Annotated in this window: 26 protein-coding genes; 9 read left to right on the plus strand and 17 right to left on the minus strand. The window is 64.6% G+C overall.

The genetic code is table 11. From position 1 onward, the window contains the following. Positions 1-310: 310 nt before the first annotated feature. Both AM586_RS13655 and AM586_RS13660 read right to left on the minus strand, forming a co-directional pair. Entirely contained in the window at positions 311-1,246 is a 936-nt protein-coding gene (locus tag AM586_RS13655) for a fasciclin domain-containing protein (protein ID WP_047826722.1), read from the minus strand. A gap of 22 nt (positions 1,247-1,268) precedes the next feature. After that, a complete protein-coding gene (locus AM586_RS13660; RefSeq protein WP_047826807.1) occupies positions 1,269-1,724 on the minus strand; it encodes a fasciclin domain-containing protein in 456 nt (151 codons plus the stop codon). 149 nt (positions 1,725-1,873) lie between these two features. Here AM586_RS13660 and AM586_RS13665 point away from each other — a divergent pair, with 149 nt between their 5' ends. Continuing rightward, positions 1,874-2,857, plus strand: a complete 984-nt coding sequence (locus tag AM586_RS13665) for a MerR family transcriptional regulator (protein WP_047826721.1) — start codon at positions 1,874-1,876, stop codon at positions 2,855-2,857. 120 nt (positions 2,858-2,977) lie between these two features. Continuing rightward, positions 2,978-3,712 carry a GTP cyclohydrolase I gene (gene folE, locus AM586_RS13670; protein WP_047826720.1) on the plus strand — a complete coding sequence of 245 codons (735 nt, stop codon included), beginning with the start codon at positions 2,978-2,980 and terminating at the stop codon, positions 3,710-3,712. Positions 3,713-3,996: 284 nt separating this feature from the next. On the opposite strand, the gene secF is transcribed toward folE, so the two are convergent. The 5 genes from secF to queA form a co-directional block, all read right to left on the minus strand. Next, positions 3,997-5,019, minus strand: a complete 1,023-nt coding sequence (secF, locus tag AM586_RS13675; protein ID WP_047826719.1) for a protein translocase subunit SecF — start codon at positions 5,017-5,019, stop codon at positions 3,997-3,999. Positions 5,020-5,034: 15 nt separating this feature from the next. After that, positions 5,035-6,927 (minus strand): protein translocase subunit SecD, encoded by a 1,893-nt coding sequence (secD, locus tag AM586_RS13680; protein ID WP_047826718.1) that lies wholly within the window; start codon positions 6,925-6,927, stop codon positions 5,035-5,037. 27 nt (positions 6,928-6,954) lie between these two features. Further along, on the minus strand, positions 6,955-7,290 hold the full coding sequence (gene yajC / locus AM586_RS13685) for a preprotein translocase subunit YajC (RefSeq protein ID WP_047826717.1): 336 nt from the start codon (positions 7,288-7,290) through the stop codon (positions 6,955-6,957). Positions 7,291-7,528: 238 nt separating this feature from the next. Continuing rightward, positions 7,529-8,668: a tRNA guanosine(34) transglycosylase Tgt gene (gene tgt / locus AM586_RS13690; RefSeq protein ID WP_047826716.1), complete on the minus strand. Its 1,140-nt coding sequence runs from the start codon at positions 8,666-8,668 to the stop codon at positions 7,529-7,531. 5 nt (positions 8,669-8,673) lie between these two features. Continuing rightward, positions 8,674-9,702, minus strand: coding sequence for a tRNA preQ1(34) S-adenosylmethionine ribosyltransferase-isomerase QueA (queA, locus tag AM586_RS13695; RefSeq protein ID WP_047826715.1), 1,029 nt, complete (start codon positions 9,700-9,702; stop codon positions 8,674-8,676). A gap of 83 nt (positions 9,703-9,785) precedes the next feature. On the opposite strand from queA, the gene recG reads away from it, so the two are divergent. Then, complete coding sequence (gene recG / locus AM586_RS13700; RefSeq protein ID WP_047826714.1) at positions 9,786-11,882, plus strand: ATP-dependent DNA helicase RecG; 2,097 nt, start codon at positions 9,786-9,788, stop codon at positions 11,880-11,882. Positions 11,883-11,985: 103 nt separating this feature from the next. Here recG and AM586_RS28600 read toward each other — a convergent pair whose 3' ends face one another. Then, complete coding sequence (locus tag AM586_RS28600) at positions 11,986-12,348, minus strand: hypothetical protein (RefSeq protein WP_052234484.1); 363 nt, start codon at positions 12,346-12,348, stop codon at positions 11,986-11,988. A 241-nt stretch (positions 12,349-12,589) separates the two neighbouring features. On the opposite strand from AM586_RS28600, the gene AM586_RS13710 reads away from it, so the two are divergent. Then, positions 12,590-13,333, plus strand: a complete 744-nt coding sequence (locus tag AM586_RS13710) for a CPBP family intramembrane glutamic endopeptidase (protein ID WP_047826713.1) — start codon at positions 12,590-12,592, stop codon at positions 13,331-13,333. Positions 13,334-13,533: 200 nt separating this feature from the next. Here the strand turns inward: AM586_RS13710 and AM586_RS13715 are convergent, their stop codons facing one another. The 5 genes from AM586_RS13715 to pyrC all read right to left on the minus strand — a co-directional run bounded on the left by AM586_RS13715 (position 13,534) and on the right by pyrC (position 17,379). After that, the gene (locus AM586_RS13715) at positions 13,534-13,947 is read right to left on the minus strand and encodes a hypothetical protein (protein ID WP_047826712.1); all 414 of its coding nucleotides are present in this window, start codon (positions 13,945-13,947) and stop codon (positions 13,534-13,536) included. Between the two features lie 150 nt (positions 13,948-14,097). After that, positions 14,098-14,472, minus strand: a complete 375-nt coding sequence (locus AM586_RS13720) for a 50S ribosome-binding protein YggL (protein ID WP_047826711.1) — start codon at positions 14,470-14,472, stop codon at positions 14,098-14,100. An 18-nt stretch (positions 14,473-14,490) separates the two neighbouring features. Further along, positions 14,491-15,513, minus strand: coding sequence for a Gfo/Idh/MocA family protein (locus tag AM586_RS13725; protein ID WP_047826710.1), 1,023 nt, complete (start codon positions 15,511-15,513; stop codon positions 14,491-14,493). Between the two features lie 8 nt (positions 15,514-15,521). Next, entirely contained in the window at positions 15,522-16,322 is an 801-nt protein-coding gene (locus AM586_RS13730) for a DUF3025 domain-containing protein (RefSeq protein WP_047826709.1), read from the minus strand. Positions 16,323-16,329: 7 nt separating this feature from the next. Further along, positions 16,330-17,379, minus strand: coding sequence for a dihydroorotase (pyrC, locus tag AM586_RS13735; protein WP_047826708.1), 1,050 nt, complete (start codon positions 17,377-17,379; stop codon positions 16,330-16,332). Positions 17,380-17,623: 244 nt separating this feature from the next. Here pyrC and AM586_RS13740 point away from each other — a divergent pair, with 244 nt between their 5' ends. After that, complete coding sequence (locus AM586_RS13740) at positions 17,624-18,361, plus strand: sulfite exporter TauE/SafE family protein (protein ID WP_047826707.1); 738 nt, start codon at positions 17,624-17,626, stop codon at positions 18,359-18,361. Here AM586_RS13740 and AM586_RS13745 read toward each other — a convergent pair. Then, the gene (locus AM586_RS13745; protein WP_047826706.1) at positions 18,342-19,061 is read right to left on the minus strand and encodes a hypothetical protein; all 720 of its coding nucleotides are present in this window, start codon (positions 19,059-19,061) and stop codon (positions 18,342-18,344) included. The genes AM586_RS13740 and AM586_RS13745 overlap by 20 nt on opposite strands. A 122-nt stretch (positions 19,062-19,183) precedes the next feature. Between AM586_RS13745 and AM586_RS13750 the strand changes: the two genes are divergently transcribed. Then, complete coding sequence (locus AM586_RS13750; protein WP_047826705.1) at positions 19,184-19,741, plus strand: TetR/AcrR family transcriptional regulator; 558 nt, start codon at positions 19,184-19,186, stop codon at positions 19,739-19,741. Here AM586_RS13750 and AM586_RS13755 read toward each other — a convergent pair. Next, positions 19,731-20,456 (minus strand): amino acid ABC transporter ATP-binding protein, encoded by a 726-nt coding sequence (locus tag AM586_RS13755; RefSeq protein WP_047826704.1) that lies wholly within the window; start codon positions 20,454-20,456, stop codon positions 19,731-19,733. The two genes, AM586_RS13750 and AM586_RS13755, sit on opposite strands and share 11 nt — an antisense overlap. Before the next feature lie 172 nt (positions 20,457-20,628). Between AM586_RS13755 and AM586_RS13760 the strand changes: the two genes are divergently transcribed. The 3 genes from AM586_RS13760 to AM586_RS13770 all read left to right on the plus strand — a co-directional run bounded on the left by AM586_RS13760 (position 20,629) and on the right by AM586_RS13770 (position 23,890). Further along, positions 20,629-21,900: a dicarboxylate/amino acid:cation symporter gene (locus AM586_RS13760; protein ID WP_047826703.1), complete on the plus strand. Its 1,272-nt coding sequence runs from the start codon at positions 20,629-20,631 to the stop codon at positions 21,898-21,900. A gap of 93 nt (positions 21,901-21,993) precedes the next feature. Next, entirely contained in the window at positions 21,994-23,073 is a 1,080-nt protein-coding gene (locus AM586_RS13765; protein WP_047826702.1) for a type II asparaginase, read from the plus strand. Between the two features lie 154 nt (positions 23,074-23,227). Next, a complete protein-coding gene (locus tag AM586_RS13770) occupies positions 23,228-23,890 on the plus strand; it encodes an NYN domain-containing protein (RefSeq protein ID WP_082439802.1) in 663 nt (220 codons plus the stop codon). Between the two features lie 68 nt (positions 23,891-23,958). On the opposite strand, the gene AM586_RS13775 is transcribed toward AM586_RS13770, so the two are convergent. Then, positions 23,959-24,384, minus strand: a complete 426-nt coding sequence (locus tag AM586_RS13775; protein ID WP_047826701.1) for a VOC family protein — start codon at positions 24,382-24,384, stop codon at positions 23,959-23,961. 11 nt (positions 24,385-24,395) lie between these two features. After that, entirely contained in the window at positions 24,396-25,451 is a 1,056-nt protein-coding gene (locus tag AM586_RS13780) for a porin (RefSeq protein ID WP_082439803.1), read from the minus strand. Positions 25,452-25,527 lie beyond the last annotated feature (76 nt).

Raw genomic sequence — 25,527 nt, forward strand, 5'->3', positions numbered from 1 at the left:
GGGCAAGGCACATCGTCGAAGACAGTACGCTCGTACGGCGAGACGATGCAACGCCGTCATGAGGGTTTTTGAAATGCTAAAAAAAAACCCGCTCGGTTGGGAGCGGGTAAAGTCCAAAACTAGGGATGTCCTGAAAGAGACGAGTCCATCTTAGTTCCCTGAACATTCACACTCTGTGCGCTGACTCACATTTTTTTACATTTAATTTGACAATTTCGTAAAAAAAAGCGCCACCCCAAGGTGGCGCAAACGGGCAAGGTCATACGCGCAGAGCGACATTGCCACGAGCAGAAGCCAAGTTCCAGGACGCTCAGGGCGCCGGCAGGATCACCTTGTCAATGACATGAATCACGCCGTTGGCGGTGAAAATGTCGGCGGCGCCGATATTCGCCTTGCGCCCACGCTGGTCCGTGATGACCAGGGCCGCGCTGATGGAGAAGGTTTCACCCTCGACGGTCTTGATGGGCGTATCGACCGGCACCTCCGCCTTCAATACCCGTGCGGGCAGTACATGGTAGGTCAGCACTTTGGTCAACAAGGCCTTGTCGGCCAACAGCTGTTCCTTTGTCACGCCCAATTCGGCCAGCAAGGCAGCAAAGGCCGCGTTGGTCGGCGCGAACACCGTGAATGGCCCCGGGGCGCTGAGCGTATCGGCCAGGCCGGCGGCGCCGACTGCTTCGACCAGGATGCTGAAGTCGGGATTCGCCGCAGCGGTCTGCACGATATTCTTATCGGCAGGCAAGAGCACCTTGTCGGCTGCGTGGATGATGCCATTCGATGCGGCAATATCTACCTGAACGATCTTGCTGCTGCGGTTGCGCCCATCGTGGATCACCAGATCGTTGCCGACCTTGTCCACCTTGAAGAATCCACCGTCCAGCGGCACGATCGCTTTGCCAAGCGGCACCTCGGCGCTCGGTACCCGGCCCTGGATCACGTGGTATTTCAATACCGTCGTGAGCAGTGGCTTGTTGCCGAGCAGTTGATCCTTCGTGAGTCCGAGCTCGGCCAGCAGCGCCGCGAACGCGTCGTTCGTTGGCGCCAGCACGGTGTACGGGCCCGGACCGGACAGAGTATCCGCCAGGCCTGCCGCCTGGACCGCTTCCGCCAGGATGCTGAACCGGCTGTCGTTCTGGGCGACCTGCACGATATTGTCATTGCGGTGCTCGTCGTTACCGCCACCGCCGCAGGCAGCGACCGATGCGAGCAGCAGGATGCCGACGGCGCTTTTCATCCAACGAAACATGAGGCACCTCCGTTCCAGTTGTTCACTTCGGCATCATGACGGTGTCGATGGCGTGGATAACGCCATTGTCCGCAGGAACATCGGCGCTGACCACGGTGGCTGTTTCGACATGGACTTTTCCGCCTTTCATGGTGAAATGCAAGGAACTGCCTTCGACTGACTTGACGGCGCCCGGCTTGACGTCGGCCGCCATGATCTTGCCCGGCACCACGTGGTAGGTCAGCACCTTGGTCAGCGCCGCCTTGTCCTTGAGAAGGGCATCCAGCTTTGCTTGCGGCAGCTTCGCAAAAGCGGCGTCGGTCGGTGCGAACACGGTGAACGGCCCCGGTCCTTTCAGGGTATCGACCAGGCCGGCTGCCTCCACTGCTTTCACCAGTGTCGTGAAGTTGCCCGCGGATTTAGCGGTGTCAACGATATCGGCTGCGTGTGCCAGTCCGCAGGACAAGCTGAACATCGTGAGGACCCAGAATTTTTTCATCATCGCTTCCTTCATTGAATATCGATCGAACGGGAAGCCGGCGGCGCCGGCAACAGGTGATCCCGCCGTCGAATATAAAATCGCACGATACGCATGTCCATAATTTGAACCTGTATAATCCAAGTATCACGGTTCAAATACGGTTCATCATGACAAACCAGTCGACACAGCTTTCGGACCTGCCCGCCGACGCAGCGGGCGCCATCACCTACCGCAGCGGCGTGGCGGCGCGCCTGGCGGGCTTGCCGGTGGAAACCCTGCGCGTATGGGAACGCCGCTACGACCTGTCCGAAACGCGCCGTTCGGCGCACGGGCAGCGTCTGTATACGGCCGCCCAGGTACAGCGCCTGGGCCTGCTGAAACAGCTGGTCGACCAGGGCCATCCGATCGGCCAGCTGGCCCATCTTTCGATCGAGGAGCTGCGCCTGCTCGGCGGCGGCAACCAGGCCGGCAATGCTGCGCCGCTGAGGCCGATCGGCGTGGTCGTGATCGGCCCCGGCCTGGCGCGCCGGATCGATGCCAGCCCGCGCGACACCGCGCCGCTGCAGGTCCTGGACAGCTGCGCGCGCCTCGACACGCCAGGCTTCCCGCGTCCCGGCCTGCATGCCGACCTGCTGCTGGTGGAACTGGCGGAACTCGACGAGCGGGCCGTCCCGGCCATCGCCGCGGCCAGCGCTGCCCTGCAGGCCGCGGCCACCGTCGTGCTCTATCGCTTCTGCGCGAATGCGACCATCCGCGCCTTGCGCTCGCAGGGCTGGCTGGTGGCGCGCGTGCCCTCCGAGATGGGCGAACTGGTGCCTCTTTGCCGCCAGGCCCTGGAAGGCCAGCACCTGCCGGCGAAGCCTGCCGAGCAGAGCTTGCCGGGACCGCGTTTCGACGAAGAGTCGCTGGCCAACCTCACGGCCGCGAGCACCAAGCTGGCCTGCGAATGCCCGCGCCATATGGCGGAGCTGTTGCTCATGATCGGCAGCTTCGAGCGCTACAGCCAGCAATGCGCCTCCCGCAACAGCCTGGACGCGCAATTGCACCAGGATCTCGGCCATGCCGCCGGCCAGGCACGGGTGATCCTGGAAGCGGCGCTGGAACGGCTGGCGCGCGCCGAGGGCCTGTCGCTGCCCCGGCAAGATCCTTAAGGTAACAATGAACCCGGTTTGACCCGCGATTCGGCGCCGGCATGAACCGACTATGCCGGGCGAACGCTATACTCGTCCCGGTTCGATATCTTGTACCGCTTTTCCGGAATCAAGCACCATATGCCAAACGATCTTCTCCCTCCCTTCGATGCCGGCAACCTGGCACAGGACACGCCGCCCGTATCCCAGCGCATTCGCGCGCGACTGAAAGCCGGCGGCGCCCGCTTCTTTGCGAACGACAATATTGCGGACTTCCTTGCGCCGGGAGAGCTCGACGAGCTGGTGGAGGAAGTCAGCCGCAAGATGCAGGAGGTGCTGGACAGCCTCGTCATCGATACCTCAGCCGACCACAATACGCGCGACACCGGCCGCCGCGTTGCCAGCATGTTCGTCCGCGAGGTCTTCGCCGGCCGCTATGAAGCCATGCCGGCGGCAACCGCTTTTCCAAACGTTACCCATTCCGACGAACTGATGGTGGTCGGCCCGATCACCGTCCGCAGCGCCTGCTCGCACCACCTGTGCCCGGTGATCGGCAAGATCTGGGTCGGGCTGTTGCCGAACCCGGATGCCGAATTGATCGGCCTGTCGAAATATGCACGCCTTAGCAACTGGATCATGAGCAGGCCGCAGATCCAGGAAGAAGCGGTGATCCAGCTGGCCGATGCGTTGGAGGCCCTGATGGCGCCGCGTGGATTGGCCCTCCTGATGGAAGCCGATCACTTCTGCATGCAATGGCGTGGCGTCATGGATATGGATGCCAGCATGGGCAGCACCGTCATGCGCGGCGCCTTCCGCCAGGATCCCGCCCTGCGCGCCGAATTCCACGCCCTCCTGCGGCGCTCCCGCGGCGCATGAACCGGCGCAGCTGTTCCCGCGCCATCTACCGGGCAGGCGACTGCCGTCGTATGCCGGGAATGCAGAACCGGCATTGTCTCGCCAACATCGGCGGCAAAAAAAAACCCGCTCGGTTGGGAGCGGGTGAAGTCCAAAACTAGGGATGTCCTGAAAGAGACGAGTCCATCTTAAGGCCGGCCTGAGGGGTACTCTGTGCGTTGTTTCACACAAACGAAGAAATTGTTCGCATCCAAAGAAAAAGCCGCCGCGGCTATGCCGGGCGGCTTTTATTTTCTTGAGGAAAATCAGACGACGGCGCCGTCGGTTTCGTCACGTTCCTTGATCGGCTTGATCAGGTCTTCGCGCTTCACGCCCAGCCACATGGCGATGGCCGCCGCCACGAACACCGACGAGTAGATACCGAACAGGATACCGATGGTCAGCGCCACGGCGAAGTAATGCAGGGCCTGGCCGCCGAAGAACAGCATCGACAGGACCATCATCTCGGTACAGCCGTGGGTGATGATGGTACGCGAGATGGTGCTGGTGATCGCGTGGTCGATGACCTCGGTCACGCTCATCTTGCGCTGTTTGCGGAAGGTTTCGCGGATCCGGTCGAAGATCACGACCGACTCGTTGACGGAGTAGCCCAGCACCGCCAGCACCGCCGCCAGCACGGTCAGCGAGAATTCCCACTGGAAGAAGGCGAAGAAGCCGAGGATGATCACGACGTCGTGCAGGTTGGCGATGATCGCCGCCACCGCGAACTTCCATTCGAAGCGCACGGCCAGGTAGATCACCACGCCGATCACCACCATGACCAGCGCGTTCAGGCCGTTCTGCGCCAGCTCTTCGCCGACCGAGGGGCCGACGAACTCGACGCGCTGCAGGTGCACCGCTTCGGCCCCGGCCGCATTCACGCAGCTGGTGCGGGTGACGCTTTCGCCCTTCTCGGTGGTCTGCTGGACCTGTTTCGGCGTGCCGTTATCGGCCGCGCACAGGGCGTTGAAGACCGTGGTCGACGCGCTCGCGCCCGGCAGGTCCTTGCGCAGCGGCAGGCGCATGATGACGTCCTGGGCGGTGCCGAAGCTGGTCACTTCCGGCTGCTCGTAGCCCAGCTTTTCCAGGTTACGGCGAATCTTCTCCAGCTCGGCCGCATGGGAGTAGCGCAGCTCCATGGTGGTGCCGCCGGTGAATTCCACCGAGTAGTGCAGGTTCTTGGTCACCAGGAAGAACACCGCGGCGACGAAAGTCAGCGCCGAAATCACGTTGAAGATCAACGCGTGGCGCATGAACGGGATGTCCCGTTTAATCTTGAAAAATTCCATGTCTTTCCTCGCTGCTTATTTCTTGGCCGCGGACTTGGCGCCCGCCGCCGTGATGCCCGGTTCCCAGACGGTACCGATGGCGATCTTGCCCAGCTTCTTCTTGCGGCCGTACCACAGGTTCACGACGCCGCGCGAGAGGAACACGGCCGAGAACATCGAAGTCAGGATGCCCAGGCAGTGCACGACCGCGAAGCCGCGCACCGCGCCCGAGCCGAACACCAGCAGGGCCAGGCCGACGATCAGGGTGGTCACGTTCGAGTCCAGGATGGTGGCCCAGGCGTGGCTGAAGCCCGCCGAGATCGCCGCCTGCGGCGTATTGCCGGCACGCAGTTCCTCACGGATGCGCTCGTTGATCAGCACGTTCGCGTCGATTGCCATACCCAGCGCCAGCGCGATTGCGGCGATGCCGGGCAGGGTCAGCGTGACTTGCAGCATCGACAGCAAGCTCAGCAGGAACAGCAGGTTGCAGGCCAGTGCCACCACGCTGAAAAAGCCGAACAGCTGGTAGTAGATGATCATGAAGATCGCGATCGCCACGAAGCCCCACAGGGTCGAGTGCAGGCCCTTGGCGATGTTCTCGGCGCCCAGCTGCGGGCCGACCACGCGTTCTTCGACGAAATCCGTCGGCGCCGCCATCGCGCCGGCGCGCAGCAGCAGGGCCAGCTCGGCGGCTTCCGCCGGGCTGCGCATGCCGGTGGTCTGGAAGTTCGAACCGAATTCGCCCTGGATGGTGGCGACCTGCAGCACGGTGTACTTGCCCTTTTCCATCAGCAGCGTGGCCATGCGCTTGCCGACCCGCTCGCGGGTCATGGCGCGCATCTTGCGGCCGCCTTCGGCGTTCAGCTCGATGTTCACGGCCGGACGCTGGTTCTGGTCGAAGCCCGGCACGGCGCTGATGATCGACCCACCGGTCACCACCGCGTCCTTCGAGACCACCACCGGCACGTCGCGGCCCTGGGTGAACAGTTCCGAGTTCAGCGGAATGGCGGCGGTCAGCTCGGTGCCCGGGGTGATGCTGTCGTCGGTGATGCGGTATTCGAGCGTTGCGGTACGGCCAATGATGTCCTTCGCATGGGCAACGTCCTGCACGCCCGGCAGCTGCACCACGATGCGGTCGCGGCCCTGCTGCTGGATCACCGGCTCGCTCACGCCCAGCTCGTTGATACGCTTGCTCAGGGTGGCGATGTTCTGCTTCACGCCGTCGTCCACCGCTTTCTGCAGCGCTTCCGGCTTCAGGCTCACGTTCAGCTTCAGGTCGGTGCCGTCGGCAGTCTCGGTGAAGGCCAGGTCGGGGTTCTGGCTGGCCAGCACGGAACGTGCCTTGGCGCGGGTTTCGGCGTCGCGGAAGCGGATCTCGACGTGGTTGCCGACGCGGTCGATGCCGGCATGGCGCACGTTCTGGTCACGCAGCAGGCCGCGCGCGGAAGACACGATGCTCTTGACGCGGGTGTCCTCGACCGCCTTGGTGTCGACCTGCAGCAGGAAGTGCACGCCGCCGCGCAGGTCCAGGCCCAGGTTCATCGCCTGCGCGCCCAGCTTCTGCATCCACATCGGGGTGTTCTTCGCCAGGTTGACGGTGACGATGTAGTCCGGGTCGGCCGGGTCGCGGTTCAGGTCGCGCTCGAGGGCCAGCTTGGCCTTGAACTGGGCGTCGGTGCTGGCGAAGCGCGCACGCACGGCGCTGGTATCGCCGGAACCTTCCAGGCTCACGGCCTCGGCAGGGACGCCGTCGCGCTTGAGCGCGTCGGTGACCGTGCGGACGGTGTCGCTGTTGACCTTGACCGTCGCTTTCGAGGTCGTGACCTGCAGCGCCGGCGAATCGACGAAGTAGTTCGGCGCCGTGTACAGGAGGCCAAGCAGCACCGCCACGAGGATCAGTATGTATTTCCAGAGGGGATAGCGATTCATGATGTGCGCCGTGCGGCTGGTTACGGTTTACAGGGCCTTCAGGGTGCCCTTCGGCAGCAGGGTGGTGACGGCATTCTTCTGCACCACGATTTCGGTGCCGGCCGCCACCTCGATGGTGACGTAGGCATCGGCAACTTTCGACACGCGGCCCAGCACGCCGCCGACGGTGATCACTTCATCGCCCTTGGCCAGCGCGTCCATCATCGTCTTCATTTCTTTCTGGCGCTTCTGCTGCGGACGGATCATGATGAAATACATGACCACGAACATGATGATGATCGGGGCGAACGTCGTCAGGCTGCCCATCAGACCAGGATCGGCGGCGCCGGCGGCGGTTTGGGCGTAAGCGTTGGAAATGAACACAAGAACTCCGATTTATAAGAATGTGAAAAAACAAGCGCTGTATTCTAGCACCCGCAAACTGTCAACAACCAATTTCAGCGCATGTGGGAGCGCGATGCCTGATTGCAAGACGTTGTTTGAAAATTAATACCAAGCAGCTTATAGAGCGCCTACAAGCCCGCAGGGCAAGACGCCCCGGCGAAGGCAGTCCGCTAGTACGGCGAGCCGGGGCAACGCCGCCATGCGGGTTTTAGGCGCTCTACACCCCGCGGGCGCGGTCGGCGTTGAACTGCAGGCGGAACTCATGGAAGCGGTCGGCATCGATCGCATCGCGGATTTCCTGCATCAGGTTCAGGTAGTAATGCAGGTTGTGGATGGTGTTCAGGCGGGCGCCCAGGATCTCTTTCGAGCGGTGCAGGTGGTGCAGGTAGGCGCGCGAGAAATTCTTGCAGCAGTAGCAAGTACAGGATTCGTCGAGCGGCGCCTGCTCGTCCTTGTAGCGCGCGTTCTTGATCTTCAGGTCGCCAAAGCGGGTGAACAGCCAGCCGTTGCGCGCGTTCCGGGTCGGCATCACGCAGTCGAACATGTCGACGCCGTTGGCCACGCCGGCCACCAGGTCTTCCGGGGTGCCGACGCCCATCAGGTAGTGCGGCTTGTTCTCGGGCAGGCGCGGGCCGACGTGCTCGAGGATGCGCATCATGTCTTCCTTCGGCTCGCCCACCGACAGGCCGCCGATGGCGAGGCCCGGGAAATCGATGTCTTCCAGGCCGGCCAGCGACTCGTCGCGCAGGCGCTCGTACATACCGCCCTGCACGATACCGAACAGCGCGTTCGGGTTCTCGCCGCGATTGAACTCGTTCATCGAACGCTGGGCCCAGCGCAGCGACATGCGCATCGACTTGGCCGCTTCCTCGGCGGTGGCCGGGCGGCCGTCGATCTCGTAGGGCGTGCATTCGTCGAACTGCATCACGATGTCCGAGTTCAGCGAGCGCTGGATCTGCATCGAGATTTCCGGCGACAGGAACTGGCGCGAACCGTCGATCGGCGAGGCGAACTTCACGCCCTCTTCCGTGATCTTGCGCATCGCGCCCAGCGAGAACACCTGGAAGCCGCCGGAGTCGGTCAGGATCGGCTTGTCCCAGCCCATGAAGCCGTGCAGGCCGCCAAACTTGTCCATGACTTCCGTGCCCGGGCGCAGCCACAGGTGGAAGGTGTTACCCAGGATGATCTGGGAGCCGACTTCCTTCAGTTCGAGCGGGTCCATCGCCTTCACGGAACCATAGGTCCCGACCGGCATGAAGATCGGGGTCTCGATGGTGCCGTGGTTGAGTTTCAGGCGGCCGCGGCGCGCGTGCGACAGGCCGCTGGTGTCTTTTTTAAGAAGGGTAAATTCCAGCATGGGTCTTAATCTTTACGGGTGAGCAGCATCGCGTCGCCATAGCTGAAGAAGCGGTATTCGCTGGCGATCGCGTGCGCGTAGGCCTTGCGGATCTCGTCGTAGCCGGCAAAGGCCGAGACCAGCATCATCAGGGTCGACTTGGGCAGGTGGAAGTTGGTGATCAGGCGGGTGACCGTCTTGAACCGGTAACCCGGGGTGATGAACAGCCTGGTATCGGCGCTGCCGGCCTCCAGCTGGCCGGATTGCGAGGCCGATTCCAGCGCGCGCAGCGAGGTCGTGCCGACCGCCACCACATCGCGGCCCGCGGCCTGGGCGGCGCGCACGGCATCCACCGTCTCTTGCGGGATCGTGTACCACTCGCTGTGCATATTGTGCTCGGCCAGGTTCTCGACGCGCACCGGCTGGAAGGTGCCGGCGCCCACGTGCAGGGTCACGTAGGCGATGCCGACGCCCTTCGCGGCCAGCCTGTCCAGCAGCGGCTGGTCGAAGTGCAGGCCGGCGGTCGGCGCGGCGACGGCGCCCGGCTCCTTCGAATAGACGGTCTGGTAACGCTGCTCGTCGAAATCGTCGGCGTCGTGCTCGATGTAGGGCGGCAGCGGCAGGCGGCCGTGGGCCTCGATCAGCTCGAACACGTCGCCGCCGTTTTCAGGGAAATGCAGGGTGAAGAACTCGCCGGCGCGCTCGCCCGCGGTGACGTCGAAGGCGTCGGCCAGGCGGATGCGGGTGCCCGGCTTGGGCGACTTCGACGCGCGGACCTGCGCCAGCACGGTACGGCTGTCGAGCACGCGCTCGACCAGCACCTCGACCTGGCCGCCGGAGTCCTTCTGGCCGAAGAAGCGCGCCTTCAGCACTCGCGTATTGTTCATCACCAGCACGTCGCCGGCCTGGAGCTGGTCGACGATGTCGGCAAAGTGGCGGTCGGTGATGCGGTCGCCGTCGAGCTGCAGCAGGCGCGAAGCGCTGCGGTCCGGCAGCGGCACCTGGGCGATGCGCCCGGGCGGCAGGTCGAAATCGAAATCGGAGAGGGAGTACATTCTGCTCATGATGGGAAAACAGGGCGAGGAGCCTTACAATATAAGCTCAAGCGTATGCGGCGAACCTTCTATTTTACACCTTTATGCCCGCAACCAATGCAAACACTGCGGCCAAAGCCGCCACCAAGCCTGACGCGAAGCCGGCCCAGAAAAGCATCGAAAGCAAGCTCGCCAAGCTCGGCCTGCGCACCGACATGGACCTGGTGCTGCACCTGCCGATGCGCTACGAGGACGAAACCGAGATCGTGCCGATTCGCGAGGCCTGCCTGCGCGGCGGCCACGTGTCGCAGGTCGAAGGCGTCGTGGTCAAGAATGAAATCACCTACAAGCCGCGCAAGCAGCTGCTGGTGTCGATCGCCGACGAGACCTCCGACATCCAGCTGCGCTTCATGAACTTCTACGGCAGCCAGGTCAAGCAGCTGGCCGAGGGCACGCGCGTGCGTGCGCGCGCCGAAGTCCGGCACGGCTTCTTCGGCGCCGAGATGGTCCATCCGGTCTATAAAGTCGTCAACGAGGGCGCGCCGCTGCCGGCCTCGCTGACCCCGGTCTATCCGGCCGGCGAAGGGCTGTCGCAGACCGTGCTGCGGCGCGCGATCGCCGACGCCATGAAGCGCGTCGACTGGACCGACACGGTGCCGCGCGCGGTGCGCGAAAAACTGTCGCTGGCCGAATTCCAGCCGGCCGTGCGCCTGCTGCACTACCCGCCGCCGGACGTCGACGAGAATGCGCTGATCGAAAAAACCCACCCGGCCTGGACCCGCGTGAAATTCGACGAGCTGCTGGCGCAGCAGCTCTCGCTGAAACGCGCCCAGCAGGCGCGCCGCGAAAAAGGCGCACCGCAGCTGACCAGTGTGGGGGCGCTGTCCTCGAGCTTCCTGGAAGCGCTGCCGTTCAAGCTGACCAATGCCCAGCAGCGCGTGGTGCAGGAGATCAGCAAGGACCTGCGCGAGGGCTATCCGATGCAGCGCCTGCTGCAGGGCGACGTCGGCAGCGGCAAGACCGTGGTCGCCGCGCTGGCGGCCGCCCAGGCCATCGACAGCGGCTACCAGGCGGCCCTGATGGCGCCGACCGAGATCCTGGCCGAGCAGCACTTCCGCAAGATCGCGGCCTGGATGGAGCCGCTGGGCGTGAAAGTCGCCTGGCTGACCGGCAGCCTGAAAAAGAAGGAGAAGCAGGCCGCCAGCGAGATGGCCGAATCGGGAGAAGCGAACCTGGTGATCGGCACCCACGCGCTCATTCAGGACACCGTGCAGTTCGCGAAGCTGGGCCTGGTGCTGGTCGACGAACAGCACCGCTTCGGCGTCGGCCAGCGCCTCCTGCTCCGCAACAAGGGCAGCGACGGCCTGGTGCCGCACCAGCTCATGATGTCCGCGACGCCAATCCCGCGCACGCTGGCGATGACGTATTACGCCGACCTGGAAGTGTCGGTCATCGACGAGCTGCCGCCGGGCCGCACGCCGATTGTCACGCGTGCGATCGACCAGAACCGGCGCGACGAAGTCATCGAGCGCGTGCACGCCGCCGCGCTGGAGGGCCGCCAGGTCTACTGGGTGTGCCCGCTGATCGAAGAGTCGGAAGCGCTGCAGCTGCAGACCGCCACCGACACCTACGAGACCCTAGCCGCGTCCCTGCCCGACCTGGTCGTCGGCCTGGTGCACGGCCGCATGAAGCCGGCCGAGAAGCAGGTGGTCATGGATGCCTTCTCGGCCGGCGAGGTGCACGTGCTGGTGGCGACCACCGTGATCGAGGTCGGGGTCGACGTGCCGAACGCCTCGCTGATGGTGATCGAGCATGCGGAGCGCTTCGGCCTGTCGCAGCTGCACCAGCTGCGCGGCCGCGTGGGGCGCGGCTCGGCGGCCAGTGTGTGCCTGCTGCTGTATCAGAGCCCGCTCGGCCAGGTCGCCAAGCAGCGTTTGATGACGATGCGCGAGACCACCGACGGCTTCGAGATCGCACGCCGCGACCTCGAGATCCGCGGCCCCGGCGAATTCCTCGGCGCGCGCCAGTCCGGCGAGGCCATGCTGCGCTTCGCCAACCTGGAAACCGACCAGTGGATCGTCGAACAGGCGCGCGACGTGGCAGCCTGGCTGCTCGGCTCCGATCGTCCGGAGGCGGAGGCGATCGTGGATGCGCACCTGCTGCGCTGGCTGGGTGGGCGGGAGGAATTCCTGAAGGTGTAAACGCGTCGTCCCCGCGAAGGCGGGGACCCAAGTCTGCTTGCGCTAGCTTGACGCTGGCAAAGCTTGGATCCCCGCCTTCGCGGGGACGACGTGTACGCGGGAATTACTTGGCCGGAGTCGCCGGGGTAGCCGCGCTTGCCGGAGCGGCCGGGGTGGCAGCCGTGGCCGGCGCAGCGGCGCTTGCCGGAGTGGCAGGGGTGGCCGGGGTAGCCGGAGTAGCCGCCGCGGTCATGTTTTCCTTGCTGGCAGCGCCGGCCTCGGTCTTCGACTTGTGCGAGGACTTCTTGGCGTGCTTGGCCTTGACCGTCTTCTTGGTGCTCTTCGCAGCCTGCTTCTCATGCGTGGCCGCGGCCTTGGCGACAGCCGGCGTGGTGCTCGAATCCGGCGTGGTGGTCGGGGCCGGGGTCTGGGCGAATGCAACGGTGGCGAACAGACCGGCGATCAGGGCAGCGATGGTGTTTTTCATGATGAAGGGTCCTCAGTAGTTGTTGGGTTCAGTGCACATTCGCATGTCACTTGTCTCCTTAACGAGGCCACGCACCTGGCTGTTGACCGGCCTTACAAATGCTTACTCTGCTGACAGCTGCTTACAAGCCTGCAGCACGACCGATCATTCCGCGATTTCTGCCGCCTGTCGCAAACGGATGGCCCGCCGCATCGATGCTCCCTATAGTGCGCTCGCCAATACAACAACAGCGAGACCAGCCATGCATACCGTCGACGACACCGAGTCCCCCATCCCCTTCGCCATCGCCTGCGCCGCCGGCCAGTTCCTGCTGACGATCCTGATCCTGAAATTCGGCTTCAGTTTCGCCCCGCCTGAAGCCTACGGCAAGGTCAAGCTGCTCGCCTTCGCCTCGACCATCGTGTATCCGCTGGTGCTGGCCCATGCCTTCGGGCTGTGGAAGCGGCTGGCGCTCGGCCTGGGCCGCATCCGTCCGCAGCCGGTCTTCCTCGCCGGCCTGGCGGCCGCCGCGCTGTTCCTGCCCTGGGGCCTGCGCAGCGCCGACGGCGGCAAGCTGGCCTCCGACTTCACGCTCCAGTTCTTCAATGCCTTTGGCGAGGAACTGCTGTTCCGCGGCGTGATCTTCGCGCTGCTGCTGTCGCTGCCGGCCTGGCGCGGCATCGTGCTGAACGGCCTGCTGTTCGGCGCCATGCACCTGATCCACGGTTTCATGGATACCGACTGGAAGACTGCCTGCTCGAAGATGCTGGTGACGTCCATCGCCGGCATGATGTTCACCGCCGTGCGCTACCGCAGCGGCAGCCTGTGGCTCTGCGTGATCCTGCACATGGCGCTGAACCTCTGCATGATCTACTCGAAGGTCCAGGATGCCGCCGAATCGACGGTATTCCTGGTGGAGCGCGCCGCCAACCTCATCGAGATCGCGGTGGCGGCCTGGGTGATCTTCGGCGCGCGCCGGACGTCCGCGGCGCCCGTCGCGGCCTGAGCGTCATTCGGTCCTGGTCAACTCGACGCCGCCGACGGTCATCTTCCATTTGCCGCCTTCCTTGTGGGGCGGCTTGCTGACCACGAAGGTGGAGCGCACCAGGCTGAAACCGATGTCAAACACATATCCATATGCATGCCTGCCCGCGCCAAAAAATAAAGCCCGCATCGCGCGGGCTTCATCGGGTGCTGCAGGACCGCTTACTTGGCCTGGGTTGCGACGGCAACCGTGGTGTCCTTGTGGGCTTCGGCTTTCACGGCCGCCTTGTGCCCGGCCTTGGCGTGCTTGGCGTTCGCCTTGGCGACCTTCACCTCGGTCTTGGCGGCTTCCTTGGTGTCCTTGGCGTCGGCCTTGGCTTCCTTGACCTCGGCCTTGGCGTCGAGCTTGGCTTCCTTCACGTCGGCGTTCGCGGTTTTCTTGGCTTCCTTGACCTCGGCCTTGGCCGCAGCTTTGGTCTCTTTCACTTCAGCCTTCGCAGCCTGCTTCTCTTGCTTGGCTTCTGCCTTCGCCACTGCCGGCGTAGCGGTCGCGGTCGGGGTGGTGGCAGGCGTTTGCGCTGCGAATGCTGCGGTAGCGAACAGGCCGGCGATCAGGGTAGCGATGGTCTTTTTCATGATGTGGTCCTTAGTGTTTGACTCGGGGTTCAGTGCACGTTTGCGTGTCACTTGTCCCTAAAACGAGGAGCCCCGCTACCCTGTTGACGGCCTTTACAAAGGCTTACCGCGCTGACAAATGCTTACAACTCGGCAGTATTCGCGCAGACCTCAGAAACCGTAGCCGTGCCACGCATCCTTGAAGTCCCTGGCGCGCGCATCGACCACTTCCGGACGGGCGCGCAGCCACTGCACCACCGCCTCGCGGTCTTCTTCGCTCGGCGAGCCGCGCTCGATGTTGGCGATCACGCCCTCGGTCTCGCTGAACGGCTCCTTGCCGCCGAAGCCGCCGCCCAGCAGGCCGCGCTGCTCGAGGAAGCCGAAGAAGTCGTTGATGAAGTCGTGGTAGGGCTCACCGCGCATCGGGCTGTTGAATACCAGTTCGATGTCGAAGCAGTGCTCCTTGAATTCGCCGACGCGCATCTTCTTGCGCTGGCGGGCGTTCAGGCGGCGCGTGCGGCCGGTCGAGCGGGGATCGCGTTTCATGTCTGTTCTCCTTGTTGATTATTCGTTCGGTGCAGCCGGTTCGGCCGCGAGGTCAGCTGTATAGCGCAGGCCGATCTGGCGCCGCACCTCGTCCATCACGCCCATCAGGGCCAGCGTGTCCTCGTGGGTCATGCCCGGGCTTTCGATCAGGCCCGCCCGCCAGCAGCGCTGCGCCTCGATCGCCTCGTGCACATAGCCGTTGCCGATGTAGGGCGTGGGCACGGTGCGCGCGATGCCGTCGGCGCGCGCTACCGTCACGGTCTGGGCGCGGTGGAACATGCTGTTCATGCGCACGTGGCCCTGCTCGCCGGCGATCGTCAGCTCGCTCGGCAGGCGCGCGCGCAGCGAGCAGCTGCACACCGACATGCCGCCGTCACGGTGGCGCAGCACGAAGCCGGTCTGCTCGTCGACGCCGGTCGGGCCGAGCTCGGCCTGCGCCGCCACCGAGGCCACGGGGCCCAGCAGCGCCACCGCGATCGACAGCGGATAGATGCCCAGGTCGAGCAGCGCGCCGCCGCCCAGCACCGGGTTGAACACACGGTGCTCGTGGCCGAAGTCCGCCTTGAAGCCGAGGTCGGCGATCACCTGGGTGACCTTGCCGATCTCGCCGGACTCCACCACGCGCCGCACTTCCGCCAGCGCCGGCATGAAGCGCGTCCACATCGCCTCCATCAGGAACAGCTTTCTGGAGCGCGCCAGCGCCACCAGCTCTTCGGCCTCGGCGCGGTTCATGGTGAAGGGCTTCTCGCACAGCACACCCTTGCCGGCGTTCAGGGCCAGGCGCACGTTGTCGACGTGGGCCGGGTGCGGCGTACCGACGTAGATCAGGTCGACGTCGCCGGCCTGGGCCAGTTCTTCGTACGAGCCATAGGCCTTGGTGGCAAATTCCGCGCCGAATTCATTCGCAAACGCCTGCGCGCTCTCGATCGTGCGCGAGCCGACGCCGGCCAGCCTTGCCCCCGGCGTGTCCTTCAATGCCCTGGCGAAGGCCTTGGCGATCTTGCCGGTGCCGAAGATGCCCCATCGAACCTCATCAGTCATGCGTCCTCCTATGTCTGGTCTTTGGCCGGCCGCTTGGGCCGGAATACGGTCTGGTCGAGATAAAACGCTTCATCCTGCCCGGGCCACCAGCCCGGCACGCCCAGCACCGGCAGCGGCGTGAAGCCGGAGGTGGCAAGGCCTTCGGTGCACAGCTGGCCGGCCACCTGCATGTCGATCCAGGCGCGCCGGTCCTCCCAATCGAGGCCGAACCAGGCGTCGGGCGCGAACAGCACCCGCGTATGCGCCGTGATCGCCTTGCGCGGCGCCACCAGCTTTTCCATCAGGGCGTGGCCGAACAGCCAGACTTGGGCGTCGGCGCCGAACATGGCGCGTCGTTCGACCAGCGCGCCGTGCCACTGGTGGGCGCGCAGGCCCTCGACCAGCGCGCGCCCGGCGGCGCTGTCGCGCACCAGCAGCAGGGCGGCGTTCTCGTCGAAGATGGTGGCGGCGTCGCGCGCCGGTCCGCGCGACTGCTTGATGCCGGCTTGCGCGATCTGGGCCGCCTGCAGCGCGTTCAGCTCGCGCTTGATGAGCGGGAAGGTTTGCCACACCAGGCCATTGAAGAAATCGTGCAGGTTCTCGCGCGTCGGCACGCAGCCGGTGGCGCCGATGAATTCTTCGTAGGCGGTGTTCACAGGCAGCGCGGCCTGGGGCACGAAGCGGATCGGCTGGCCGCGGTGGTTCTGCAGCGCGAGCCGGGCCGCGTTCGCATTGAATCGATCAATGAAGCCGCCTTCCGGCGCCAGGCTGTCGAAGGCGGGACGCACCGCGTCGTACCACGGATGCGTCCACTCGATCTCTTCGAACATTCCTTTTTTACAGCATCTTCCAGTGGAGCTGCTGGCCGGCGTCGAGCGGCACCAGCTGCTGCTCGCCCATCGGCACGCTGGCCGGGATGGTCCAGGATTCGCGCTTCAGGGTAACCGTGCCCTCGTTGACCGGCAGGCCGTAGAAGTTCGGGCCGTTCAGGCTGGCGAAGGCTTCCAGTTTATCCAGCGCGCCGGCCTGTTCGAAGGCGGTGGCGTACAGCTCGAGCGCGTGCAGGGCCGTGTAGCAGCCGGCGCAGCCGCAGGCGCTCTCCTTGGCGTGCACGGCGTGCGGCGCGGAGTCGGTGCCGAGGAAGAAGCGCTCGTCGCCGCTGGTCGCCGCGGTCACCAGCGCCAGGCGGTGTTCCTCGCGCTTGAGCACCGGCAGGCAGTAGTAGTGCGGGTTGATCCCGCCCTTGAAGATCTCGTTGCGGTTGTACAGCAGGTGGTGCGCCGTGATGGTGGCGGCGATCGGGCCTTCGGCCTCGGCCACGTACTGGGCGGCGTCGCGGGTGGTGATGTGCTCGAACACGATCTTCAGTTCCGGGAAGTCGCGGCGCAGCGGGCGCATCACGCGCTCGATGAACACGGCTTCGCGGTCGAACAGGTCGATGTCGTGATTCGTGACTTCGCCGTGCACCAGCAGCGGCATGTCGACTTCCTGCATCACTTCCAGCGTCTTGTAGCACTTGCGCAGGTCGGTCACGCCGGCCGCCGAATTGGTGGTGGCGCCGGCCGGGTACAGTTTTACCGCGTGGATGAAGCCGGTGTCCTGGGCGCGGCGAATCTCGTCCGGGTCCGTGTTGTCGGTCAGGTACAGCGTCATCAGCGGCTCGAATTGCATCCCCTGCGGCAGCGCGGCCAGGATGCGGTCGCGGTAGGCGGATGCATCGGCGGCGGTGGTCACCGGCGGTTTCAGGTTCGGCATGACGATCGCGCGGGCGAACTGGCGCGCGGTGTGCGGCAGCACGCTGGCCATGGACGCGCCGTCGCGCAGGTGCAGGTGCCAGTCGTCGGGGCGGATGAGGGTAATGGTGTCGGGGGATTCGATGGTGGACATGGCGGCTCTCGGATTACGGACCCCGACATTTTACCCGCAGGGATAGAAGCCGGCACGCACAGCCACATACACACGATTCATTTCCAAAAAGAATCAAAATTGCCACAAACGTTAGAATTGCATATCAGTTCATCAGAGCGCCTGACAAAGCCTTCAGAGCAAGGCGCAGCGCTGAAGACAGTACGCGCGTACGGCGAGGCGCTGCAACGCAGCTATGAAGGTTTTGTTAGGGGCTCAAACGCATATGGTTTTCGACGTAGATACCTTCGTACCGCTGGCCTTCATCATCGCCTTTGCCTATACGGTGTTCGGCCTGACCGGCTTCGGCTCGTCGATCACCGCGATGCCGCTGCTGGTGCAGCTGATCCCGCTGCGCACGGCGGTGCCGCTGATGCTGGTGTTCGACCTGAGCGCGGGCCTGCTGCTGGGGCTGAAGAACCTGCGCCTGATCGAACGCCGTGAAGTGCTGCGCATCCTGCCCTTCATGCTGGCCGGGATGGGCATCGGCGTGTTCGCCCTGATGAAGGCGCCGGAACGCAGCCTGCTGGTCGTACTGGGCCTGTTCATCCTCGGTTTTGCGGGCTGGAGCCTGCTGCGGCGCGGTGTTCCGAAGCCGCTGGGCGCCGGCTGGGTCCTGCCTTTCGGCCTGGTCGGCGGCATGTTCACCGCCATGTTCGGCACCGGCGGGCCGTTCTACACGATCTACCTGACCCGGCGCCTGGCCGACAAGCTGGCGCTGCGCGCCACCATCAGCGGCACGATCTTCTTCAGCGGCCTGGCGCGCCTGGCGCTGTTCTCGAGCGCCGGCCTGTACCACGACCACAAGCTGCTGGTGCTGGCCGCGATGCTGCTGCCATGCGCGCTGGGCGGCCTGTGGCTGGGCAGCCGGCTGCATGCGATCCTGCCGGCGGAACGCGTGGTGCAGGCCATCTGGGGTGTGCTGATCCTCGGCGGCATCAGCCTCATCCTGCGCAATATCTGACCGGGACGCTTGCAGCGGCAAGGCCGGCCCGGTACATCGCCGCAGCCGCCGCCAGGTACCAGGCCGCGTGCACGCCGACAATCAGGACCAGGCTGTGCGGCGTCAGCACCACATCGCCGGCCAGGATGCCCGCCGCCGGCAGCAATCCTGCCGCGGCTCCCAGCACGGCGCACCAGCGCCAGCCCGGCAACACCGGGCGGTGAACGACGGCCGCGTACGCCCAGGCCAGCATGGCGGCGCATTGGCACAGCAGGCCCGCCTTGCTGAATTCCTGGATCACGATGCCGACCGCGCGCATGATCAGTTGGACGAGCGCGGCCTCGGAGGGCGGCGCATGCAGGAATGCGGTGGCCATGGCCGGCAGGAAGAAACCGTCGAACAGCATCGCGACGCCGAGCAGCACGCAGCCGAGCCGGTACAGGCCGCCCGCGCCGCCCGAGAACGGACGCGGCAAGCCGAACGCGCTGTCGAATACCGCCAGGGCGCCCGCCATCAAGGCCAGGATGGCGGTCAGCGCCCCGTGGACCAGCCGGTCTTTCGCGCCGAGCCGGACCATCTCTGCGTGGATCTCCTGCGCTCCCGCCGCACCACTTACCGTGGGATGATGGGACAACAGCACCAGGATCGAGACGACGGTGCACGCAAGCGCCAGGGCGGCGATGCGCAGGGTGCGCGCGGGGATGGATGGCGACGGATTCATGGCACTCCTTTACTTGATTATTGAAGTGACATTAATATCAGCCCGTGCGCGGCGGTTGGCGGCCTCCGGCGCCGCTTGTTCCGCTAGCGGACAAACCACCTCGATCGTCCACCAGGAGAGCCATGAGCGAAGCGCCGGACCGAAGGCAGCAAAAGACCCGCGTGGCATTGCATGCGGCGTTTCGCGACCTCCTGCTCGAGCATGGCTACGAGGGGCTCAGGATCGGCGACGTGACGGCAAGGGCGAATGTCGGACGCTCCACCTTCTACGAGCATTACCGCAGCATGGACGACCTGCTGCGCGCCAGTCTCCAGCGGCCTTTCCTGGCCTTTGCACAGCTGGTGGACAGGCCCGCCACCCCGGAGACCATGGACGCCCTGGCCGCGCAGCTGCGCCACTTCCGCGAAAACCGGCAGGTGGGGCGCGTGCTGCTGACCTGGCCGACCAGGCCGGTGATGGCATCGTCCCTGGCCGGGCAGATCGCCGACCGCCTGCGCGGCAGGTGCCTGCCGCAGGCCCTGCTTCCGGCGGACCTGATCGCGCGCCAGGTCGCCGAGATGCAGCTTGCGCTGCTGGACAGCTGGATCGCCGGCCGGCCCGCCGTCGAGCTGGACGCTGCGGTCGCCGCGCTGGACCGCGGCACCCGCGCCCTGGTCAAGGCACTGTCGGCTAGTGAATGATCCGCGCCAGGAACTCGCGCGCCCGCTCCGATTTCGGCGCCTCGAAGAACGCCTCCTTGGCGCTCTCCTCGACGATGCGGCCCTGGTCCATGAACAGGATGCGGTCGGCCACCCTGCGCGCGAAGCCCATCTCGTGGGTCACCACCATCATGGTCATGCCGTCCGCGGCCAGGCCGGTCATCACGTCCAGCACCTCCCCTACCATCTCCGGGTCGAGCGCCGAGGTCGGCTCGTCGAACAGCATCGCCACCGGATCCATGGCCAGCGCGCGCGCGATCGCCACCCGCTGCTGCTGGCCGCCCGACAGCTGGCTCGGGAACTTGTCCTGGTGCGCCAGCAGGCCGACCCGCTCCAGGTAGGTCAGGCCGTTCGCGGTCGCCTCGTCGCGCGAGCGTTTCAGGACCTTCATCTGGGCCAGGTTCAGGTTGTCGCGCACCGACAGGTGGGGGAACAGCTCGAAGTTCTGGAACACCATGCCGATCCGGGCGCGCAGCGCCGGCAGGCGGGTGGCCGGATCGCCGACCGAGGTGCCGTCGACGTGGATGCTGCCCTGCTGGAAAGGTTCGAGGCCGTTGACGGTCTTGATGAGGGTCGACTTGCCGGAACCGGAGGGCCCGCAGACCACCACCACATCGCCGCGCGCCACCTGCGTACTGCATTCGCTGAGCACCTGGAAGCTGCCGTACCACTTGCTGACCTTGTCTATTTCAATCATGTGTCTGGTATGTGATTCGAGGCATTTGAGCGTGCTTGACAGCACCACCGGCCCCTAGGATACTGCGGATCTTGTCAATATCATCAGTATCAATCCGCACGTCGGGTAAAAGCCACCTTATTTTGCCTGATAATGTTGCCGGCCTTGCGCTGCCATCACCAGAGGAAGCCCTATGAACAATCGAAACCGCCTGACCACTTACATCATCGTGGGGCTGGTGCTCGGCATCGTCGCCGGCTATATCGCGCACACCTACCTGGCCAACGCCGCCGGCTTCGCCGACACGCTGTCGCTGGTGACCACGCTGTTCCTCCGCCTGATCAAGATGATCATCGCGCCGCTGGTGTTCTCGACCCTGGTGGTCGGCATCGCCAAGATGGGCGACGCCTCGGAAGTCGGCCGCATCGGCGTCAAGGCGCTGGGCTGGTTCATCATCGCCTCGATCCTGTCGCTGACCCTGGGCCTGGTCCTGGTCAACCTGTTCCGTCCGGGCGATGCAATGGCCGCCGCCGGCCACCTGCCGGCCGTGACGGAATCCTCGGGCATCGCCGTGACCGGCCTGACGCTCAAGGAATTCATCACCCACCTGGTGCCGACCTCGATCGCGGACGGCATGGCCAAGAACGAGATCCTGCAGATCGTGATCTTCTCGATCTTCTTCGGCACCGGCGCCGCCGCCGTCGGTGCGCGCGCCACCCCGCTGATCGACGCCATCGACGGCGCCGCCCACGTGATGCTGAAAGTGACCAGCTACGTCATGAACTTCGCCCCGGTGGCGGTGTTCGCGGCGGTCGCCAGCGTGATCGCCAAGAGCGGTGTCGGCGTGCTGTCGACCTACGGCGTGTTCATGGGCGAGTTCTACCTCGGCATCGCCCTGCTCTGGATCGTGCTGATCGGGATCGGCATCCTGTTCGTCGGCCCGCGCATCCTGCAGCTGCTGCGCGAACTGCGCGAGCCGACCATCCTGGCCTTCACCTGCGCCTCGTCGGAAGCGGCGTTCCCGAAGACCCTGGAAGGCCTGGAGCGCTTCGGCGTGAAGAACCGCCTGGCCGCCTTCGTGCTGCCGATCGGCTACTCGTTCAATCTCGATGGTTCGATGATGTACTGCACCTTCGCGACCCTGTTCATCGCCCAGGCCTACGGCATCGACGTGCCGCTGTCGACCCAGCTGACCATGATGCTGGTGCTGATGCTGACCTCGAAAGGCATGGCCGGCGTGCCGCGCGCTTCGCTGGTGGTGATCGCCGCGACCCTGAACCAGTTCCATATCCCGGAAGCCGGCCTGCTGCTCCTGCTGGGCATCGACCACTTCCTGGACATGGCGCGCTCGGCCACCAACGTGATCGGCAACGGCATCGCCACCGCGGTGGTCGCGAAATGGGAAGGCGAACTGACCGACCCGAAAGCGGCCGGCAAGGACATCGCGACCGCGCCGCTGCGCTGATATTTTTAGTACCCCGTCGTCCCCGTGAAAGCGAAAAAAGCGCCAGTGGCGCTTTTTTCGCTTTCGCGGGGGTGACGTATTTATGGAGATAGCATGACCTACCTGAAACCCGTGCGCGCCCTGTTCGCGCTGTTCCTCTGCCTGTTCGTCCTGGCCGCACAAGCCCAGACCGCGCCGGCCCGACTGCCGAACGTCGTGATCCTGGCCACCGGCGGCACCATCGCCGGCACCGGCGCGACCAGCACCACCACGGTCGGCTACACCGCCGCCACGGTCGGCGTCGACGCCCTGATCAAGGCCGTGCCGGAGCTGCAGAAGGTGGCCCACGTCAGCGGCGAGCAGGTGTTCCAGATCGCCAGCGAAAACATGGGCAACGAACAGTGGCTGGTGCTGGCCAAGCGCGTCAACGCCCTGCTGGCCCAGCCGAACGTGGACGGCATCGTGATCACCCACGGCACCGACACGATCGAGGAAACCGCCTACTTCCTGGACCTGGTGGTCAAGAGCCGCAAGCCGGTGGTGGTGGTCGGTGCGATGCGTCCGTCGACCGCGATCTCGGCCGACGGCCCGATCAACCTGTACAACGCGGTGCTGACCGCCGGCAGCCAGGAAGCCGTCGGCAAGGGCGTGCTGGTGGTGATGAACGACCAGATCAACGCCGCACGCGAGGTCACCAAGACCAACACCGTCACCACCGACACCTTCAAGTCGCCGGAACTGGGCATGCTCGGCTACGTGGTCGGCAACCAGCCGCACTTCTACCGCGCCTCGACCCGTAAGCACACGCTCGACACCGAGTTCGACGTCAGCAAACTGAATGAACTGCCGGCCGTGGACATCGCCTACACCTACGCCAACGTCGGCCCGACCGCGGTCAACGCCTTGGTTGCCGCCGGCGCCAAAGGCCTGGTCCATGCCGGCGTCGGCGACGGCAGCCTGCCGGTCAAGGTGCGTCCCGCCCTCTCCGCCGCGCGCGAGAAGGGCGTGATCATCGTGCGTTCGAGCCGCGTCGGCCAGGGCATCGTGGCGCGCAACGGCGAAGCCAACGACGACCAGCTCGACTTCGTGGTGTCGGACACGCTGAACCCGCAGAAGGCGCGCATCCTGCTGATGCTGGCGCTGACCAAAACCACGAACACCAAGGAGATCCAGCGGATGTTCTACACCTACTAAATGTCGATGGTTATGGAACGTTCTTGACACCATTGACAGGATCTGTGACCATACCTGCACCACTCCTCCCTTGCGGTGTCATTTAGTTGACTCTCGTTTGGGACGAAAAAGCCGCTCTCTCGGGCGGCTTTTTCACATCTGAAGAGCGCACGACGTGACGTCGAATTCCAATACCCCAAGAAGCACCGCCGTCTATGTCGACGGCTACAACCTCTACTATGGCCGCTTGCGCGGTACGCCATTCAAATGGCTGGATCTCGTCAAGCTCTTCACAGCACCGGCACTTGCCACGTTCGCCAGCCACGGCAGTGCATCGGTCGAGGCACAGTCTGCTTATCATCGGGCACTGCAGACGAAGTATGGCGACCGCTTCGAAACGGTTTACGGCACTCATTCATTCGACAAAAGCGGTACGTTATTACCCGTTTATGTAGCGGATCAGCCATTTGACCGGACGAACCGAACGCGGGTTTGGAAGCTGGAAGAGAAGAAGACCGACGTGAATCTTGCATTGCGCATGTATCGCGATGCATGCAGGGGGCTTTACGATCGCATTATTCTGGTGTCGAACGATAGTGACGCCGAGCCCGCTCTCGAAGCATTGCGCGCCGACTTTCCACATATCATGCTGGGCGTTGTCATGCCGATTCGTCCAGTAATCTCTGGAGCCCCAGCACATCGCCGACCTAGCGGTTCATTAGCCAAGCAGGCGGATTGGACGCTTACACATTTGAGTGATGAGGTGCTTGGCGCAGCACAGTTACCGGAGATTGTCCCTACCAAGAAGAAACCGATTCGCAAGCCGGGCCACTGGTAAAGTGCGCCTGGTGCTGACGAAGACGACCAGCACCAGGGCGACATAGAAGATGTTCTACACCTGCTGATTTATTTCGCAAACAGCTGCGCCGGATCCTCGAAGGCCTTGATCTCGATGGCGTTGCCCGACGGGTCGAGGAAGAACATGGTGGCCTGTTCCCCGACCTTGCCCTTGAAGCGCACCTGGGGCTCGATGATGAATTTCATGCCCAGCGTGCGCAGGCGTTCGGCCAGCGCTTCCCATTCCCGCATCGGCAGCACGGCGCCGAAGTGCCGGACCGGCACCTGGTGCCCGTCCACCTCGCTGGTGCTGCGCGATGCGCATTCCTCCGGCGCCAGGTGGGCGACGATCTGGTGTCCGTAGAAATTGAAGTCGATCCATTCGGGGGAACTCCGTCCCTCGCTGCAGCCGAGGATCGTTCCATAGAACTTCCGCGTTTCTTCCAGTTCGCGGACCGGGAAGGCCAGGTGGAATGGGTGGAAAGCCGCTGTCATGAAAAACCCTTTCAGAACATTTTCATCAGGCCCAGCTGTACACCGCGCTGGGAAGTCTGCTTCGTCGACGGAACCAGGGCTCCATCATAATGGTTGAAGTCGACTTCCGCATACAGGTTGGTCAGTTTTGAAAAGTGGTAGGCGGCGCCCACCAGGCTCAGGTCGCGCCGGCCGCCGCCGGTGCGGCTGTCGTAGTCCGAGCGATAGAAGGCCGCGGTGACTTCGAGGGGCTTGTTGACCTGGTAGTTGACGCCGCCGAAGCGCGTCTCGACCTGGTAGGTGCCCGCGCTGGCGGTCTCCTGGCGTTCGCGCGACAGGCCTGCCTTGGCGGTGAAGGCGCTGACCTTGACGCCGCCGCCCACCACGAAGGCATGGTTGTCGAAGCCGGTCGTGGTCTGCTTGTCGATGTAAGAGCCGGCGGCCAGCACCATCCCTTTGGCATAGCTGAAGGCCACGCCTTTCGCCGTGCCCTTGCTGCTGTCGCCCGCGACTTCGCCCGGCGCATATTCGGCGCGCAGGGTCAGGCCGTCGAAGGTGCCGGTGTACTGGATGTCGTTGTTGAAGCGCGTGCCCGAGTTCGACGAGGCGCTGAGTCCGGCCGTTTTCGCCGCTGCCGGCAGGCTGGTGCCGGCGCCCGAGGACAGCGGCACGATCGGGGTGTAGTGGTGGTCGAAGGGATCGAGGAATTTCTCGGTCCGGAAGCCAACCGTGTACTGGCGGCCCACGTCGACCGAGCCCCAGGCGCCACCCAGCCCGACCGCGGCGGTACGGTTGAACAGCACGTTGTTGGTGTTGTCCAGTTCTCCGGTATCGCTCTTGAAGCCAGTCTCGAGCTGGAAGTGGGCGTTCAGGCCATTGCCGAGCTGCTCCACGCCGCGAAAGCCGAGCCGGTTCGAATAGTAATTACCGGAGGACACGCTCATTTGGCCATGGCCTTCGGCGTCGACATTGGTCTGGTAACGCACGCCGGCATCGATGGAGCCATAGACGGTCACGCTGGACTGGGCGAATGCGGCGGCCGGGAACAGGGCCGCGAGGGCCAGCATCAGGGTAGCTTGGGTTTTCATTGTCTCGTTATTTGTGGATGTTGTGAGGACGGCCGGGACGTGACGGGTCCCCGGCCAAGACCCGGTGAAAATGAAC

Source organism: Massilia sp. WG5 (genome assembly GCF_001412595.2).
In the GTDB taxonomy this organism is placed as follows: domain Bacteria; phylum Pseudomonadota; class Gammaproteobacteria; order Burkholderiales; family Burkholderiaceae_D; genus Telluria.

Bases quoted from the DNA above. Each gene is read 5' to 3' on its own strand.
- AM586_RS13655 (WP_047826722.1), bottom strand. From the start codon at position 1,246: ATGTTTCGTTGGATGAAAAGCGCCGTCGGCATCCTGCTGCTCGCATCG.
- AM586_RS13660 (WP_047826807.1), bottom strand. From the start codon at position 1,724: ATGAAAAAATTCTGGGTCCTCACGATGTTCAGCTTGTCCTGCGGACTG.
- AM586_RS13665 (WP_047826721.1), top strand. From the start codon at position 1,874: ATGACAAACCAGTCGACACAGCTTTCGGACCTGCCCGCCGACGCAGCG.
- folE (WP_047826720.1), top strand. From the start codon at position 2,978: ATGCCAAACGATCTTCTCCCTCCCTTCGATGCCGGCAACCTGGCACAG.
- secF (WP_047826719.1), bottom strand. From the start codon at position 5,019: ATGGAATTTTTCAAGATTAAACGGGACATCCCGTTCATGCGCCACGCG.
- secD (WP_047826718.1), bottom strand. From the start codon at position 6,927: ATGAATCGCTATCCCCTCTGGAAATACATACTGATCCTCGTGGCGGTG.
- tgt (WP_047826716.1), bottom strand. From the start codon at position 8,668: ATGCTGGAATTTACCCTTCTTAAAAAAGACACCAGCGGCCTGTCGCAC.
- queA (WP_047826715.1), bottom strand. From the start codon at position 9,702: ATGTACTCCCTCTCCGATTTCGATTTCGACCTGCCGCCCGGGCGCATC.
- recG (WP_047826714.1), top strand. From the start codon at position 9,786: ATGCCCGCAACCAATGCAAACACTGCGGCCAAAGCCGCCACCAAGCCT.
- AM586_RS28600 (WP_052234484.1), bottom strand. From the start codon at position 12,348: ATGAAAAACACCATCGCTGCCCTGATCGCCGGTCTGTTCGCCACCGTT.
- AM586_RS13710 (WP_047826713.1), top strand. From the start codon at position 12,590: ATGCATACCGTCGACGACACCGAGTCCCCCATCCCCTTCGCCATCGCC.
- AM586_RS13715 (WP_047826712.1), bottom strand. From the start codon at position 13,947: ATGAAAAAGACCATCGCTACCCTGATCGCCGGCCTGTTCGCTACCGCA.
- AM586_RS13720 (WP_047826711.1), bottom strand. From the start codon at position 14,472: ATGAAACGCGATCCCCGCTCGACCGGCCGCACGCGCCGCCTGAACGCC.
- AM586_RS13725 (WP_047826710.1), bottom strand. From the start codon at position 15,513: ATGACTGATGAGGTTCGATGGGGCATCTTCGGCACCGGCAAGATCGCC.
- AM586_RS13730 (WP_047826709.1), bottom strand. From the start codon at position 16,322: ATGTTCGAAGAGATCGAGTGGACGCATCCGTGGTACGACGCGGTGCGT.
- pyrC (WP_047826708.1), bottom strand. From the start codon at position 17,379: ATGTCCACCATCGAATCCCCCGACACCATTACCCTCATCCGCCCCGAC.
- AM586_RS13740 (WP_047826707.1), top strand. From the start codon at position 17,624: ATGGTTTTCGACGTAGATACCTTCGTACCGCTGGCCTTCATCATCGCC.
- AM586_RS13745 (WP_047826706.1), bottom strand. From the start codon at position 19,061: ATGAATCCGTCGCCATCCATCCCCGCGCGCACCCTGCGCATCGCCGCC.
- AM586_RS13750 (WP_047826705.1), top strand. From the start codon at position 19,184: ATGAGCGAAGCGCCGGACCGAAGGCAGCAAAAGACCCGCGTGGCATTG.
- AM586_RS13755 (WP_047826704.1), bottom strand. From the start codon at position 20,456: ATGATTGAAATAGACAAGGTCAGCAAGTGGTACGGCAGCTTCCAGGTG.
- AM586_RS13760 (WP_047826703.1), top strand. From the start codon at position 20,629: ATGAACAATCGAAACCGCCTGACCACTTACATCATCGTGGGGCTGGTG.
- AM586_RS13765 (WP_047826702.1), top strand. From the start codon at position 21,994: ATGACCTACCTGAAACCCGTGCGCGCCCTGTTCGCGCTGTTCCTCTGC.
- AM586_RS13775 (WP_047826701.1), bottom strand. From the start codon at position 24,384: ATGACAGCGGCTTTCCACCCATTCCACCTGGCCTTCCCGGTCCGCGAA.
- AM586_RS13780 (WP_082439803.1), bottom strand. From the start codon at position 25,451: ATGAAAACCCAAGCTACCCTGATGCTGGCCCTCGCGGCCCTGTTCCCG.